Origin of the sequence: Pseudomonas fluorescens NCIMB 11764 (genome assembly GCF_000293885.2) — a bacterium.
In the GTDB taxonomy this organism is placed as follows: Bacteria; Pseudomonadota; Gammaproteobacteria; order Pseudomonadales; family Pseudomonadaceae; genus Aquipseudomonas; species Aquipseudomonas fluorescens_B.
This window is the reverse complement of sequence record NZ_CP010945.1, coordinates 3,483,025-3,497,835: the sequence shown is the minus strand read 5'-3', so window position 1 is coordinate 3,497,835 and position 14,811 is coordinate 3,483,025. Positions and strand designations below refer to the sequence as shown.

At 60.3% G+C, this 14,811-nt stretch carries 14 protein-coding genes and 1 tRNA gene; 6 read left to right on the top strand and 9 right to left on the bottom strand.

Annotation, left to right across the window (positions count from 1 at the left end):
* Nucleotide 1 precedes the first annotated feature (1 nt).
* On the top strand, nt 2-691 hold the full coding sequence (locus B723_RS16080) for an endonuclease (protein WP_017337659.1): 690 nt from the start codon (nt 2-4) through the stop codon (nt 689-691).
* 93 nt (nt 692-784) lie between these two features.
* Here B723_RS16080 and B723_RS16075 read toward each other — a convergent pair whose 3' ends face one another.
* Entirely contained in the window at nt 785-1,150 is a 366-nt protein-coding gene (locus B723_RS16075; protein WP_017337658.1) for a hypothetical protein, read from the bottom strand.
* Nucleotides 1,151-1,400: 250 nt separating this feature from the next.
* On the opposite strand from B723_RS16075, the gene csrA reads away from it, so the two are divergent.
* Nucleotides 1,401-1,592 (top strand): carbon storage regulator CsrA, encoded by a 192-nt coding sequence (csrA, locus tag B723_RS16070; RefSeq protein WP_017337657.1) that lies wholly within the window; start codon nt 1,401-1,403, stop codon nt 1,590-1,592.
* A 177-nt stretch (nt 1,593-1,769) separates the two neighbouring features.
* On the opposite strand, the gene B723_RS16065 is transcribed toward csrA, so the two are convergent.
* From B723_RS16065 to B723_RS16055, 3 genes are all read right to left on the bottom strand, one after another.
* Nucleotides 1,770-2,225, bottom strand: coding sequence for a DUF2214 family protein (locus B723_RS16065; protein ID WP_017337656.1), 456 nt, complete (start codon nt 2,223-2,225; stop codon nt 1,770-1,772).
* A 178-nt stretch (nt 2,226-2,403) separates the two neighbouring features.
* Nucleotides 2,404-2,739: a hypothetical protein gene (locus B723_RS16060; protein ID WP_017337655.1), complete on the bottom strand. Its 336-nt coding sequence runs from the start codon at nt 2,737-2,739 to the stop codon at nt 2,404-2,406.
* A gap of 262 nt (nt 2,740-3,001) precedes the next feature.
* Nucleotides 3,002-3,078, bottom strand: a tRNA-Val gene (locus B723_RS16055).
* 183 nt (nt 3,079-3,261) lie between these two features.
* Between B723_RS16055 and B723_RS16050 the strand changes: the two genes are divergently transcribed.
* Nucleotides 3,262-4,545, top strand: coding sequence for an NAD(P)/FAD-dependent oxidoreductase (locus B723_RS16050; RefSeq protein ID WP_017337654.1), 1,284 nt, complete (start codon nt 3,262-3,264; stop codon nt 4,543-4,545).
* A 119-nt stretch (nt 4,546-4,664) separates the two neighbouring features.
* Here the strand turns inward: B723_RS16050 and B723_RS16045 are convergent, their stop codons facing one another.
* The 5 genes from B723_RS16045 to B723_RS16025 form a co-directional block, all read right to left on the bottom strand.
* Nucleotides 4,665-5,636 (bottom strand): XdhC family protein, encoded by a 972-nt coding sequence (locus B723_RS16045; protein ID WP_017337653.1) that lies wholly within the window; start codon nt 5,634-5,636, stop codon nt 4,665-4,667.
* Between the two features lies 1 nt (nt 5,637).
* The gene (locus B723_RS16040) at nt 5,638-6,873 is read right to left on the bottom strand and encodes a cytochrome c (protein WP_017337652.1); all 1,236 of its coding nucleotides are present in this window, start codon (nt 6,871-6,873) and stop codon (nt 5,638-5,640) included.
* A gap of 2 nt (nt 6,874-6,875) precedes the next feature.
* Nucleotides 6,876-7,415, bottom strand: coding sequence for a (2Fe-2S)-binding protein (locus B723_RS16035; RefSeq protein WP_017337651.1), 540 nt, complete (start codon nt 7,413-7,415; stop codon nt 6,876-6,878).
* On the bottom strand, nt 7,408-10,239 hold the full coding sequence (locus B723_RS16030; protein ID WP_017337650.1) for a xanthine dehydrogenase family protein molybdopterin-binding subunit: 2,832 nt from the start codon (nt 10,237-10,239) through the stop codon (nt 7,408-7,410). The genes B723_RS16035 and B723_RS16030 overlap by 8 nt, the downstream gene beginning before the upstream one ends.
* Before the next feature lie 184 nt (nt 10,240-10,423).
* Nucleotides 10,424-11,365: a LysR family transcriptional regulator gene (locus B723_RS16025; protein WP_017337649.1), complete on the bottom strand. Its 942-nt coding sequence runs from the start codon at nt 11,363-11,365 to the stop codon at nt 10,424-10,426.
* A gap of 124 nt (nt 11,366-11,489) precedes the next feature.
* Here B723_RS16025 and B723_RS16020 point away from each other — a divergent pair, with 124 nt between their 5' ends.
* From B723_RS16020 to B723_RS16010, 3 genes are read left to right on the top strand one after another with little or no spacing between them, the layout of a single operon-like run.
* Entirely contained in the window at nt 11,490-12,785 is a 1,296-nt protein-coding gene (locus B723_RS16020) for an MFS transporter (protein WP_017337648.1), read from the top strand.
* 17 nt (nt 12,786-12,802) lie between these two features.
* On the top strand, nt 12,803-13,987 hold the full coding sequence (rhmD, locus tag B723_RS16015; RefSeq protein WP_008067008.1) for an L-rhamnonate dehydratase: 1,185 nt from the start codon (nt 12,803-12,805) through the stop codon (nt 13,985-13,987).
* A gap of 14 nt (nt 13,988-14,001) precedes the next feature.
* On the top strand, nt 14,002-14,802 hold the full coding sequence (locus B723_RS16010) for an aldolase/citrate lyase family protein (protein ID WP_017337647.1): 801 nt from the start codon (nt 14,002-14,004) through the stop codon (nt 14,800-14,802).
* Nucleotides 14,803-14,811: the final 9 nt, after the last annotated feature.

Sequence of the window (14,811 nt, the reverse complement as noted above, 5' to 3'; positions counted from 1 at the left end):
AATGAGTGTCCGTTGTTTTGCTTTGCTGTTTCTGCTCTTCGCGATGGGTGCCCAGGCTGACGCTCCGCGCACCTTCAGCGAAGCCAAGAAAGTCGCCTGGAAGTTGTATGCGCCGCAATCCACCGAGTTCTACTGCGGGTGCAAGTACACCGGCAACAAGGTGAACCTCTCCGCCTGTGGTTATGTGCCGCGCAAAAATGCCAAGCGTGCTGCTCGCATCGAATGGGAGCACATCGTCCCTGCCTGGCAGATCGGTCACCAGCGTCAGTGCTGGCAGGAAGGCGGACGCAAGAATTGCACGCGCTACGACCCGACCTATCAGAAAGCCGAGGCCGACTTGCACAATCTGGTGCCGAGCATCGGCGAAGTAAACGGCGATCGCAGCAACTTCAGTTTTGGCTGGCTGCCTGAGCAATCCGGGCAATATGGCTCGTGCCTGACCCAGGTTGATTTCAAGGCAAAGAAGGTCATGCCTCGCCCTTCCATTCGCGGCATGATCGCCCGGACTTACTTCTACATGAGCAAGCAGTACGGCTTGCGCCTGTCAAAACAGGATCGGCAACTGTACGAGGCCTGGAACAAAACCTATCCGGTGCAAGCCTGGGAACGGCAACGCAATCAAAGTGTGGCGTGCGTGATGGGTCGTGGAAACGAGTTTGTCGGGCCGGTTGACTTGAAAGCGTGCGGTTGAACGCTGACTGAACGCAAAAAAGGCCTTGGGTTGAATGCCCAAGGCCTTTTTTGTTTTTAACCGCCCTCGCTTTACCAGGGTGGTCAATCGCCGTTACTGAGTCACCGGACGCTCGATGACCAGCAATTCGATGTTCTGTTTTTTCGCCCGGGTCAGCGCCGCGCGAACCTCCGTCTGCTTGGCTTCAGCTTCGGCTTTCGAATTGTATGGGCCCATCAGGATGCGGGTCTTGCCATTTTCCTTGACCACGCTGGCAACAAAACTGTGCTCGATCAGCCAGCCGCTAAGATCGCTGACCGCCTGGGTTATTTCACCTCGTACTTCCAGATCCCACTGGGGTGCGGCGGCCACCACTGGGGCGGCAGTCGCCGCTGGCTGCGGTTTTTGCGCCTCTACGCTCTTGCCTTCACCACATCCCGCCAATGCCAGTACTGCGATTACCAAGGCCATTTTGCGCACAACGCTTCCCTCTGAATGCTGAAAGCAGGGATTTTAACATTCATGAATACTTCCCGAGTGCCGCAAAATGGGCTCAAAACAACGAGAATGATGGATGCGGCCTCTGTATAGTTACGCCTTGGGAATTAATGCAGCATCTGCGCGTCAGAAAGAGGCACCCAAACCGTGAGACTTCGCACTAATCTATACATACCACCGACCTCTGCACTGTCCGAATCAGGTGCCCTATAAAGCAATCAAGGAGAAGACCATGCTGATACTCACCCGCAAAGTCGGTGAAAGCATAAACATTGGCGATGACATTACGATCACCATTCTGGGCGTAAGCGGCCAGCAAGTCAGAATCGGCATCAACGCCCCGAAAGACGTTGCGGTGCACCGCGAAGAAATTTATCAGCGCATTCAGGCCGGCCTGACCGCCCCGGACAAGCCACAACCCTGAATCCTGCTGCAGTCAGTAGCCAGCCCGTTCGCCCCGGAACCACGGCTGGCTAAGATTCAAGCGTCGCTATCACCACCGCAGCCACCCGGAACGTGAAGCCGATACTAGCGGCATGTCTCACGTCATGGCTGTCGGACGTTTCGGATAAATCCTGGGGAAGTGCGCAACCGCACTCGACTACCCAAACGTCACACCCCGCGCCATGCCGGTAGCCGCCACGACCATCAACAGAACCAGCAGCGCTTCGATGTGACTGATCCGTGCAAACAGCGCTGCACGGCCGGTATTGATGGCCGCCCCCCTCGCCTGTGCAATCCGCCATTTGATCAGCGTCACCATCGGCGCAACTTCAAGCAGCAGAATGAGGACGAAAAGCGTCATCTTGAGGTGGAACAGCGGCTGGTGAAGATAGTAGTCCGCGCCCTTTTCGTACCCGGCAAAGGTGCGCATCCCACCGGTGACCAACAGGAGGACTGCAGAAATCCCCCACAGGTTATCCGCGATCAATACGCTGCGCGCTTCCCCCACGCCTGTAGCCAGGCGCCGAAAGGCCGTACCGCGAGACAGGACTGCCCAGAAACCCAGGGCAAACGCCAAGAGATGGATCGCAGCAAGAAACCAGTGCACAAGCATCGATATACTCCCTCAGGCCAACGTTCGGATTGGCCTGAAGTAGTAGCCCAAAAAGCATCGCATTGCCCGCTTCAAGCATCTGCGACGGAGGCTACCTGCGCTATCCGGCACGTCATGGAGTGCCAGCCCGGCAGTTCAATGATTACGGATGAGTTCACCCGCTTCGCGACCTGAATTCTTAATAACGGAAAAGCAATCGCGGTAGCTTAAAGAGCTCGCTGGTGCGAACTATCCGCTTGAAAGCAGCTGACTTGCGACGCTGGGTGACAATCATTCGGCCAATTTCGAAGCCAAACTCGGCTGCATCTTCACGGGATACAAAAAGCATCGAAGGCGCTTCACTGGCCCCTCTGACTTCTTTTCCGTCGAACCAAATCGAAATTTTTGTCGTGTGATGCGTTTGCAGATTTTCTGGTTCGTCTGGATTTGTTTTGATGGGGCCGACTGTAGCAACAAGGATCTCGTAACCTGAGTAAGTCTCTTGCTTCGTAACGATTGAAGTCCCTGTTGTCATTACTGCCGTCCATTGCCTGTAAAAGATTGGGCGCTACGATACCCGTAAATCTCAGCAATGCCAAATTGCCATCACCTCAGAATCGCATCCGGTTGCGCAGGATGATATCTCGGCGATTGCCTTGAGGTGATGAACGGCAGATGGGCGCTGATCGGCGTTTTGAGCGGGGTGTTGCAAAAGTCCTGCATGAAACTCGAAGCAACAAAAAAGGGCCCACCTTTCGGTGAGCCCTTCTAGACCGCCCAGCAGAGCGGATTTTGTTTGGTAGGCGCGATTGGACTCGAACCAACGACCCCCACCATGTCAAGGTGGTGCTCTAACCAACTGAGCTACGTGCCTGCTGTGAGGCGGCATTCTACGGAATTCCGGAGGGGTGTCAACACCTTTTTTCGAGCTAACCCTATGAATATGCAAAATATTTAATTTTGCGTCTGCGAAGAAGATTTTGTGGTGGCTGGCGGTCGATTTTTAACTCGGGTAGGATCGGGGCACTCGTAAAATATATTAAACAGAGGCTGCAGGATGGCGAACACCCCCTACCCAGAGTCCTATTACGCCGCATCGGCCAATTCGGTTCCGCCACGCTCGGCCTTGCAGGGTGATGTAGAGACTGATGTCTGTGTGATCGGTGCCGGTTACACCGGTCTGTCCTCTGCCCTGTTTCTGCTGGAGCACGGTTTCAAGGTCACGGTGCTGGAAGCCGCCAAGGTGGGTTTTGGCGCGTCGGGCCGCAACGGTGGCCAGATCGTTAACAGCTACAGCCGCGACATCGATGTGATCGAACGCACCGTTGGCCCCAAGCAGGCACAGTTGTTGGGGCAGATGGCGTTCGAGGGCGGGCGGATCATTCGTGAGCGGGTCGCCAAATACAACATCCAGTGTGACCTGAAGGACGGCGGTGTGTTCGCCGCGATCACCGCGAAGCAGATGGGCCATCTGGAATCGCAGAAGCGCCTGTGGGAGCGTTTCGGTCACACGCAGCTCGAGCTGCTGGATCAGAAACGCATTCGTGAAGTGGTGAACTGCGAGCAATACATCGGCGGCATGCTCGACATGAGTGGCGGGCACATTCATCCGCTGAACCTGGCGCTCGGCGAAGCGGCGGCGGTCGAGTCATTGGGCGGCACTATTTATGAGCAATCGCCGGCAGTGCGCATCGAACGCGGCGCGAACCCGGTGGTGCATACGCCTCAGGGTAAGGTCCGGGCCAGGTTCATCATCGTCGCGGGCAACGCTTATCTCGGCAATCTGGTGCCGGAGCTTGCCGCCAAGTCGATGCCTTGCGGCACTCAGGTCATCACTACCGAACCGTTGAGTGATGAATTGGCGAAAAGCCTGCTGCCACAGGATTATTGCGTCGAAGACTGCAATTACCTGCTCGACTACTATCGCCTGAGCGGTGACAAGCGCCTGATTTTCGGCGGCGGCGTGGTGTACGGCGCGCGGGACCCGGCGAACATCGAGGCGATCATCCGGCCGAAGATGCTCAAGGCGTTCCCTCAGCTCAAAGATGTGAAGATCGACTACGCGTGGACCGGCAATTTCCTGCTGACCCTGTCGCGTCTTCCGCAGGTCGGGCGCCTGGGCGATAACATCTACTATTCCCAGGGCTGCAGCGGTCACGGTGTGACGTACACGCATCTGGCGGGCAAGGTGCTGGCTGAAGCGTTGCGCGGTCAGGCTGAGCGTTTTGATGCGTTTGCTGGCTTGCCGCACTATCCGTTCCCCGGTGGACAACTGCTGCGCACGCCGTTTGCGGCGCTGGGGGCTTGGTATTACGGGTTGCGGGACAAGTTCGGGTACTGACCGACACGGCAAAACCATTGTGGGAGCGAACCTGTTCGCGAAGGCGGCCAGACAGTCAACATGAATGTTGAATGTGCCGGCCTCTTCGCGAGCAGGCTTGCTCCCACATTGGTTTGGGGTCAGAGCCGATCTCGTGGGATGCCGCTGCGGATCCGAATGATGTCGGCGAGTACGGCGAGGGCAATTTCCGCAGGGGTCTTGCTGCCCAGGTTCAGTCCGATCGGCGCATGAATCCGCGCCAACTCCGCATCTCCCAAACCACCAATCCTGCGCAACCGCTCGAAACGTTTCTGCGACGTCTGCATCGATCCCATCACCCCGATGTAAAACGCCTCGGTGCGGACCGCTTCCATCATCGCCAAATCGTCGATGCGTGGATCGTGGGTCAGCGCAACCACCGCCGTGTCGCGGTGACAGCCACCGTCGGCGATGAACACCGAGGGCAACTGACGGCGGATCTCGACATTTTCCAGCACCACGCCTTCCAGCACTTCGTCGCGGGGATCGCACAGGATCACCTCGAAACCCAGGCCCACCGCAAACTCCGCACACGCCTGGGCGACGCTGGAGTATCCCGCGAGCAACAAGCGCTGAGCTGCGCCGATCCGCAGTCGAACCCGGTCGATCTCGCGCTCGACGCGCACGCCCTGCTCGCGATCGGCGAACACGCTGCGCGCGCCGCTGGCAAGATCGACTTCGCGGATCAACCGACGCTGCCCCAACAACGCCGACTCCAGTTCCCGCAAATGCGCCTGAACCTCGCAATCAGGGTTCAGCCTCTCCACCAGTACATCGAGCACGCCGCCGCAGGGCAGGCTCACCCGGGAACGCGGATCATCGCCCTCGCCATAACGCACGACGCTGACGGCTTGATCAAATACGCCCTCGGCGACGCGCTCAAGGAAATCTTCCTCGACGCAGCCGCCGGACAGCGAGCCGATCCATTGTCCCTGAGCATTCACCGCCAGCAGCGATCCAGGCGCGCGGGGCGCTGAACCATAGGTGGCCAGCACGGTGCACAACCAGAAGCGCTGGCCGGCCGTCGACCAGTCCAGCGCCCGGCGCACCACTTGCAGATCGAGATGCTGCATGTCAGTGCGCCTTGTGCTCGAGCGGCGGTGCATCAGCCCGCAGCGCCTGCACATCCCCCACCGCCAGGTCTTCCGACTGACCACCCCAGCCCTGACGCAGGTAGTTCAACAGATCGGTGAGTTGCTCGTGGCTGAGCTTCTCCGCGAAACCGGGCATCGGTTGCATGTGTTCGAACCCGGCAAACTTCTGCTCACCGATGCCATCGTCGATCACCCGCACCAGGTTGCGTGGATCTTCCAGACGCAGCGTGGTGTTGCCGCGCATGGCGACCGCGATGTGCGGCTTGCCTTCGCCGTTGACCGCGTGGCAACCGGCGCAAACATTGAGGTAATCCTGACGACCGCGCTGGCCACTGGCGCTCAGTTTCTCGAACGGCACTTCGTTCAGCACTTTTGCCGCCGGTGGCTGATCGCCGAGCAAGAAGGTCGCCATGGCCGCCAGGTCCGGGTCATTGAGGCCCTGGGTGCTGTTGTGGAACACCGGGAACATCTCGTTGAACATCGTGCCCTGGGCGCTCATGCCGTGCTTGAGGAACGAGCTCAGGTCCTGATGATTCCAGCCACGTGCAGCCAGATCGTCGGCCAGCAGGCTCGGCGCCAGATAGCCGTTGAGCAGGCCGCCGGTCATGCGTTTGTCTTGCTGCATCGCACCGGGCAAACCGCGCGGCGTGTGGCATTCGCCGCAGTGGCCAAGCACGTCGACCATGTATTGGCCGCGCTTGAAGGCTTCGCTTTTGCCCTCGATCGACGACAGTTTCACGTCCTTGCCATAGAGCAGGTTCCAGCCCATCAAACCCAGGCGCACATTGAACGGGAAGCTCAGGCTGGTGACCGGCGCTGCACGCTCAATCGGCTCGACCGTTTTCAGGTACGCGTGAATCGCGTCGGAGTCTTCACGCGGCATCAAGTGATACGAGGTGTAGGGCATCGCCGGGTAAAGGTTCGCACCATCGCGACGCTTGCCTTCGGTGAGCGCGGCGAAGAATTCATCATCGCTGTAGAGGCCGATACCGTGCTCTTTGCTTGGCGTGATGTTGGTGCCGTAGATCGTGCCGAACGGCGAGACGATCGGCAGGCCACCCGCATACGGCGCGCCACCCGGTGCGGTGTGACACGCCATGCAGTCAGCGGCGCGAGCGAGATAGGCACCGCGGACAACCTGATCATCCGCCTGCGCCAGCAACACCGGCGCAGCCAGGCCAACCGCCAATGCCAGACGGGAAAATAGAGGCTTCATGCTTAACCCTCCTTGACCAGGCCGAGATCGGTCAGCACGTTGCGCGTCGCACTGTAGTAGCGCACGTAGCCGGTGCAGCGACAGACGTGGTGACCGAGGCTGTCCTCGATCACTTGTTCCAGCTGGCTTTTGACGATCGGCTGACGTTGCAGCTTCTCCACCAACACGGTCGCGGCATTCACGAAACCCGGGGCGCAGTAGCTGCACTGGAAGGCGAATTCATCGACGAAGCGCTGCTGGATCGGGTTCAGTTCGGTGACCTTGCCCTGTTCGTCACGGGTCGCGTGGCCTTCGATGGTCCGTACTTTCTTGCCTTCGAAGTAGTGCGCGCCCGTGATGCAGGTGCGCACTTCTTCGCTGGTGCCGTCGGGGTGGTCGACGATCACCACACAGGCGTGGCAAATGCCCTGGCCGCAGCCGAGGCGTGAGCCGGTGAGGTTTTTGTATTCGTGCAGGTAGTCGATCATCGGCAGGTCATCAGGGATGGCCACCGGGCCGACGGATTGACCGTTGAGGGTCAGTTGAAGCGGACGGTCAGCCATTGAGGGCCTCCTTGATGCGGGCAGAAGTGATGGGCAGGTCGCGGACCCGTTTGCCGATGGCATGGGCCACGGCGTTACCGATGGCACCGACCACCGGGATCATCACCACTTCGGCGATGCCCTTCGATGGATCACTCGGCGACAGCGGCGGCAGGATTTCGGCCGTCTGCTTCCAGACCGCAACGTGGCGCGCCATCGGTAAGCGGTAACGGTTGAAGTTCCAGTCACCCTCCCCCGGCCCGCCTTCGTACAGCGGCATTTCTTCCATCAACGCGTGGCCGATGCCCATGGCGATCCCGCCTTCGACCTGGCCCTTGACCAGCTCCTCCACCAGTACCCGACCACACTCGACCCACGAGTGATGGTTGAGCACCTGCACTTCGGCCGAACCCTTGTTCACTTTCAATTCCACCAGCGTCGCCACCGGGCTGTAGTAAGTCACCGCCGCGTTGTTCAACTGAGTGTCCGGGTAATGCACGTTCTGGCGATCGAGCAGATGGAAACCGGCGCTGTTCATCTGCGCTTTTTTCACGTTCGGTGCGCCATCGCCGTACTTCACCGCCAGGCCGTCAAGCGGCAGACGCTCACGCACGCCGTCGATGCTGAACTCGGCCTCGGCCCAGCTCCAGCGGTTGAAACCGTGCACGGTTGCGCCGGTCACCAACCCTTTTTCGTGAGCGTGTTTCGCCAATTGCTCGAAGCTCAGTGGCTGCATGCCGTTGGCCGTGAGTTTGCCGTCGACCCAATGCGCGTCTTCACGACGAACCACATAAGGATTGGCCTGGCCGCCGTAAGGGCCCTGCCCCCAGATCTGCAACGCTGCCGGCCACAAACCGTGGTTGAACAGCACGCGCGCCGCTTCACGGGTGGCGTGGCTGAAGTAGTACGCGGAGTTGGTCGCCGACGAGGCCGAAGCCACTTTGCCGACCCAGCGCGGGTTGCGCAGAAAGTTGTCCTGCTCGGCCTGACTCATGATGTACGGGTTGCCGCCGGTGATCAGTTGCAACTCTTTCCATTCGGTCTCGCCGGTCTTCACTTCGTGCGCCGGGTTGCCGAGGAAATCGGCCACGACCAGTGCTTGCGAAGTGGACATGCCGGTACCGATTTCAATGCCGATGTGGCGCAGATGGATGCGGCCTTCAGCGGTGAATTCGACGCTGGCCATCGGTGCTTCGGAGCCGGTGCCGAAGTCTTTCTGGCAGATGGCAAAACCGACGCCATACCAGTTATCCGGGTCTGCGGATTCGCGCTGCCGTTTGATTGCGTCGCGGTTTTTCCAGACCTCGTGAACGGAGGCCTTGTCGAGAATTTCATGCAGACGCAAGGCACCCGCCGGCACCGCGCCCTGGGTGTTTTTCATGCCCGAGACCATGGCGTTTTTCTTGCGCAGGTCGATGGCGTCGATGCCGAGGCGACCGGCAATTTCATCCACCATCATTTCGGTGGAGGCCATGCTTTGCAGCGTGCCGTAGCCACGCATCGAGCCCGCTTCAACGGCACGCGAGTGATAAGCCGTGACCTGCAAATCGTTCTGCGGCATGTAGTAGATCGACTGCGCCGCCGTGGCGCCAACCGCCGCCACCGATGGGCTGTAGTTGATCCGCCCGCCACCATCGACGCTCATCTCGGCGCGGAAAATCTTGAAGCTGTGATCGGTCTTGTCCACCGCCAGCTGGTAGCGAATGTCGAACGGGTGACGCTTGATGCCGCTCTGGAATTGCTCGTAGCGATCATTGGCCAGACGCACCGGCACACCGGCGCCGTACAACGCCGCAAGGGCCGCGTAGTAGACGAAAATGTTGTGGTCTTTGGAGCCATAGCCGACGGTGTAGCCCGGATGCATGTGCAGGTTGGCCAGGCCGAAACGCGACGGCGCGATCATCTTCGCGGTCTCGGTCGCGGTTTCCAGCGGGCACTGGGTGGCGACGACAAAATGCAGGGTCTTGGTCGCCGGGTCGTACCAGCCGTTGCCGTTGTCCGGCTCCATTGCGGCCGGTTCGATCGACGGGGTTTTGTAGCGCTCGTCGAACACCAGCCAGTTGTCTGGCGGCGTATCGATCTGCTGCTTCATGCGCTCGGCGTAAAACAGACCGCGCTCGGTCAGGTTGCCGTGCAGGTCCGGCTGGGAATTCCATACCGGGCGACGGTTTTTCAGCATCGGAAACAGGATCGAATCCTTGAGACTGGCGAATTCGTCTTCGTCCGCCGAAGTGGCGCCGCCGACGCGTACGTAGCGGAAACTGCCGTAGGGATCGCCTTCGTAGAACGGCACCTGGGCACCGTAACGAATCGCTTTGTCATTGAATTTGAGTTGCGCCTTGGCCTGACGGAAGCGCTCGAAGTCGTTCCAGATCAGGATCGCCACCGGGTGGCCGATGAACATCGGCACCTTGCCTTCGGGCAGCAGCGGATCGGGTGCGTGCTCTTCCGGGAAAGCGATGCCGTCCTTGTCCAGGTCCGCGGCGGTGACGATGCGATCGGGCTGCAAGTCGGCACCAAGCCACGACAGGTCGTAGCCCGCATAGACGCGGTCGGCCTTGATGGTTTTCAGCAACATGGCGTGGCCCTGCTGCTGCGGCCAGCCCGGCATGTCCTTGGCGCGGATGTCGCGGGCAAAGACTTTGCTGCCGCAGACCTTGGACAAGGCATCGTTACGCGAGCGCGCCTTGCCGTTGTTGCCGAGCCATTGCTCGGACGGCACGGTCACGCTGTTTTCCATCAAGGCTGCCAGCGCCGGACTGCCGAGCGGTGTCAGCGTCACGCTCACACCCGCCACCAGCCCGCCCTGAAGGAACGAGCGCCGGGATATTTCACGGTTGGACATGGATCATCCTCTGGGCGGTTATGGGCCCGCCCTTCTGGTTATGTTCTGGAAATCTCGAGTCTTGCAGAAGCCCTTTTTGACGTTGCAAAGGGCTGTGTTGACAGTGCAAAGTTGACCGAAAGGTTAACTTTATAGATTTATGCGTCTATAGAAAACAACTGGTTACAAAAATCTGACCGAGGAATCAAAAAACCGCTGCTTTGCGGCGAAGCAAATCGATGAACAAACCCAACTCCCGACTGATGTGTTCACCCTTGCGCAACAGCAATCCGAACGGCGCCAATTGCACGTCCAGCTCTACCGGCAGCGCCACCACCAGACCCATTTTCAGGTAGTCGCGCAATGCGGTTTCCGACAACACCATGATGGCGTCGGTCAGCTGGATCAGCTGCTGCATGGAATACACCGAGCTGCATTCGATGATGTCGGCAGGTGTCGGCAAGGCCAGGCGCTGCAAGGCCTGGTCAAGCCCAATGCGCGCCGGACTGGTTTCCGGTTGCAGGATCCACGGCCAGCCGCTGACCAGTTCCGACAGCTCGAGTTTTTTGCGCCTGGCCAGTGGATGACCGGCATGCACCACCACCAGCAATCGTTCGTTGCCCAGTTGCTCGAACGCGTAGTGCTCGCTGTCAGTGGCCGCATTGCGTCGAGCGATGGCGAGGTCGATGCGACCCTGCTCCAGCAGTTGAATCACCTGGTCGCTGGTGTCGCCCATGATGCGGATTCGCAGTTGCGGATTCAGCGACTTGATCTCGGCAATCGAATCCATCACCAGGTCCGGTGCCGCGCCCATGATGGTGCCGATGGAGAGATAGCCGTAGCCGCCCTGCTGCCGTGCGATCAGGTCTTCGGCGCAGCGATCGAGGCCGCTGATGGCTGACTCGGCGAAGCGGATCAACTCGGCGCCCAGTGCCGTCGGCCGCATCCCGCGCGGCAGGCGCTCGAACAGGTCGCAGCCGAACATGTCTTCAATCTCATGCAGCATGCGGGTGGCGGCCGGTTGCGACATGTTCAGGTTTTGCGAGGCGCGGTGCAGGTTCAGACTGGTACTCAGCGCCACCAGCATGTGCAGATGCTTGTAGCGCAGACGGTTGAGCAGGCTGCGGGAAACGATGGGTGTCGTCATGACGGGCCTTTTTATCGATACCCTGAGGGTATCAGTTGTTAGCTAGATTCGATTTGTAACGCATCGATCCGCAGCCGTACAGTCTTTCCCATAAGAACAAATGCCCTACCAAAGGAAAACTGCGATGAAGACTCTACCTGCGCCTCTGCTCGCCAAAATTTCCTGGCGGCTGCTCCCGTTTCTCCTGCTGATGTACATCATGGCTTTTCTCGACCGCGCCAACGTCGGGTTCGCCAAGCAAGCCTTTCAAGCCGACACCAACATCAGTGACGCCGCGTTCGCCTTCGGCGCCGGGGTGTTCTTCGTCGGGTACGCGCTGCTCGAAGTGCCGAGCAACCTGATCCTGCACCGCGTCGGCGCCCGTCTGTGGATGTGCCGGATCATGGTCACCTGGGGCCTGGTCTCCGCCGCGATGGTCTTCGCCCATACCGAAACCAGCTTCTACGTTCTGCGCTTCTTGCTGGGCGTGGCCGAAGCCGGTTTCTTCCCCGGCGTCATCCTTTACCTCACCTACTGGTTCCCCAGCGCCGCGCGTGGCAAAGCCATGGGCTTCTTCTACTTCGGTGCACCCCTGGCGTTCATCTTCGGCAGCCCGTTGTCCGGCCTGTTACTGGAGATGGACGGGTTTGCCGGTGTCCACGGCTGGCAATGGCTGTTCGCAGTTGAAGGCCTGATGGCCACGGCGGTAGGTGTCTGGGCCTATTGGTACCTGGACAATCGCCCGGCCGATGCAAAGTGGCTGACCGTTGAAGAACGCCAGCAAGTGCAAGGCATCCTCGATCAAGAAGACAGCCACAAACAGAACCACGGCCGCAGCCTGCTCAACGTCCTGTGCCAGCCGTCGGTGCTGTACCTGTGCCTGATTTATCTGCTGATTCAGGCCAGTGTCTACGGCGTGGTGTTCTATCTGCCCACCCAGGTCGGGGGACTGCTGGGCACCAAGGTCGGACTGATGGTCGGACTGGTCACGGCGATTCCGTGGATCTGCGCGATAGTCGCGGCGTACCTGATCCCCGGCTACAGCGACCGCACCGGCGAACGTCGACGCACCGCTTGCCTGACTTTGCTGATGTCGGCAGCCGGGATCGCCTGCTCGGTGACCTTCGCCAGCCCGTTCCTCGGCATCGTCGCCCTGTGCTTCGCCGCTTCCGGGTTCATCGCCGTGCAACCGGTGTTCTGGACCTTCCCTTCCAGTTACCTCGCCGGCAGCGCTGCGGCGGCCGGGATCGCCCTGATCAACTCGTTCGGCGCCCTCGGCGGCTTCATCGCCCCGGTGCTGAAGAACTGGGCCGAAGGCGCCTTCCATTCACCGGCCGCCGGTCTGTACGTGTTGGCCGGCACCACTGTCATTGCCGCGTTGCTGGTCCTGGGCATCCGTTCACCCGTGCAGAAGCCTTCCAGCAAACCGGCCACCGTTTAAACCTGAGGAGTCACACCATGGGCATTCCAACCATCAAACACGTCCGCGCCTTCACATTGAGAGGCGGCGGCGCGGACTATCACGATCAGGCGGACGGCCACTGGATCGACGATCACATTGCCACGCCGATGAGCAAGTACCCCGAATACCGCCAGAGCCGCCGCACATTCGGCATCAACGTGCTTGGCACGCTGGTGGTGGAGATCGAGGCCAGCGACGGCACCGTCGGTTTCGCAGTGACCACGGGCGGCGAGCCCGCTGCCTACATCGTCGAAAAACATCTGGCACGTTTTCTCGAAGGTGCACGGGTCACCGACATCGAAAAAATCTGGGACCAGATGTACCAGTCGACCCTGTATTACGGGCGCAAAGGCATCGTCATCAATACGATTTCCGGCGTTGACCTGGCGTTGTGGGACTTGCTCGGCAAGATCCGCCAGGAGCCGGTGCATCAGTTGCTCGGCGGCGCGGTCCGCGACGAATTGCAGTTCTACGCCACCGGCGCCCGTCCGGACCTGGCGCAGAAAATGGGGTTCATCGGCGGCAAGATGCCGTTGCACCACGGCCCGGCCGAAGGCGAGGAAGGCCTGCGCAAGAACCTCGAAGAACTGGCGACCATGCGCGAACGGGTCGGCCCGGACTTCTGGCTGATGCTCGATTGCTGGATGAGCCTGGACCTCAACTACGCCACCAAACTCGCAGTCGGCGCCCACGAATATGGCTTGAAGTGGATCGAAGAAGCCCTGCCGCCGGACGACTATTGGGGTTACGCCGCCCTGCGCAACAACGTGCCCAAGGGCATGCTGGTGACCACCGGTGAACATGAAGCGACCCGCTGGGGTTTCCGCATGCTGCTGGAGATGGGCTGCTGCGACATCATCCAGCCGGATGTCGGCTGGTGTGGCGGGATCACTGAACTGGTGAAAATTTCCGCCCTGGCCGACGCCCACAACGCGCTGGTCATTCCTCACGGCTCGTCGGTTTACAGCTATCACTTCGTCGCCACTCGGCATAACAGTCCGTTCGCCGAGTTCCTGATGATGGCGCCCAAGGCTGACGAAGTGGTACCGATGTTCCACCCGCAATTGCTCGGCGAACCGGTGCCGGTGAACGGCCGCATGCGCCTGTCCGCACTCGACCAGCCCGGCTTTGGCGTAACGCTCAACCCGGAATGCCAACTGCATCGGCCGTACAACCGCTGAGTAAGGACCCCGTCATGAACATGCCTCACAACGCTTTCAAGGCCGCCCTGAAAAACCCGGCAACCCAATATGGAATCTGGGCCGGTTTCGCCACGGGCTACGCCGCCGAGATCGTCGCCACCACCGGTTACGACTGGATGCTGATCGACGGCGAACACGCGCCGAACACCGTGCCCGGCGTGCTGGCGCAACTGCAGGCGGTGGCGCCCTACGCCACCGCACCGGTGGTGCGTGCGGTGACGGGCGACGCCAACCTGATCAAGCAACTGCTGGATATCGGCGCGCAGACGCTGATGATTCCGATGGTCGAAACCGCTGAGCAGGCAGCGGCACTGGTCCGCGCCATGCGTTATCCGCCGCACGGTATTCGCGGCGTCGGCGGCGGTTTGACCCGCGCTACACGCTGGGATGGCGTACCGGATTACCTGAACACCGCGCATGAGCAGCTGTGCCTGATCGTTCAGGTGGAATCGCGCACGGGTGTTGAAAACGTCGAAGCGATTGCCGCCGTCGAAGGCGTCGATGCGGTGTTTATCGGCCCGGCGGATCTGTCCATCGGGCTTGGTCACGCCGGCAATCCCGGTCACCCGGAAGTCCAGGAACGGATTCAACACGCGGTGAACGCCACGCTGGCGGCCGGCAAGGCCTGCGGCATTCTTGCGCCGAACGAAGAGGACGCGCGCCGCTATCAGAGCTGGGGTTGTCAGTTCATTGCGGTGGCCATCGATATCAGCCTGCTGCGTCAGAGCGCCATGGCCACCCTGGCGCGTTATCGCACACCGGCCACCGCTCAAGCGCCTTCGCGTACCTACTGATCAAGGAGT

Coding starts and splice junctions, on each gene's coding strand:
- B723_RS16080 (WP_017337659.1), top strand. CDS start 2: ATGAGTGTCCGTTGTTTTGCTTTGCTGTTTCTGCTCTTCGCGATGGGT.
- csrA (WP_017337657.1), top strand. CDS start 1,401: ATGCTGATACTCACCCGCAAAGTCGGTGAAAGCATAAACATTGGCGAT.
- B723_RS16065 (WP_017337656.1), bottom strand. CDS start 2,225: ATGCTTGTGCACTGGTTTCTTGCTGCGATCCATCTCTTGGCGTTTGCC.
- B723_RS16060 (WP_017337655.1), bottom strand. CDS start 2,739: ATGACAACAGGGACTTCAATCGTTACGAAGCAAGAGACTTACTCAGGT.
- B723_RS16050 (WP_017337654.1), top strand. CDS start 3,262: ATGGCGAACACCCCCTACCCAGAGTCCTATTACGCCGCATCGGCCAAT.
- B723_RS16045 (WP_017337653.1), bottom strand. CDS start 5,636: ATGCAGCATCTCGATCTGCAAGTGGTGCGCCGGGCGCTGGACTGGTCG.
- B723_RS16040 (WP_017337652.1), bottom strand. CDS start 6,873: ATGAAGCCTCTATTTTCCCGTCTGGCATTGGCGGTTGGCCTGGCTGCG.
- B723_RS16035 (WP_017337651.1), bottom strand. CDS start 7,415: ATGGCTGACCGTCCGCTTCAACTGACCCTCAACGGTCAATCCGTCGGC.
- B723_RS16030 (WP_017337650.1), bottom strand. CDS start 10,239: ATGTCCAACCGTGAAATATCCCGGCGCTCGTTCCTTCAGGGCGGGCTG.
- B723_RS16025 (WP_017337649.1), bottom strand. CDS start 11,365: ATGACGACACCCATCGTTTCCCGCAGCCTGCTCAACCGTCTGCGCTAC.
- B723_RS16020 (WP_017337648.1), top strand. CDS start 11,490: ATGAAGACTCTACCTGCGCCTCTGCTCGCCAAAATTTCCTGGCGGCTG.
- rhmD (WP_008067008.1), top strand. CDS start 12,803: ATGGGCATTCCAACCATCAAACACGTCCGCGCCTTCACATTGAGAGGC.
- B723_RS16010 (WP_017337647.1), top strand. CDS start 14,002: ATGAACATGCCTCACAACGCTTTCAAGGCCGCCCTGAAAAACCCGGCA.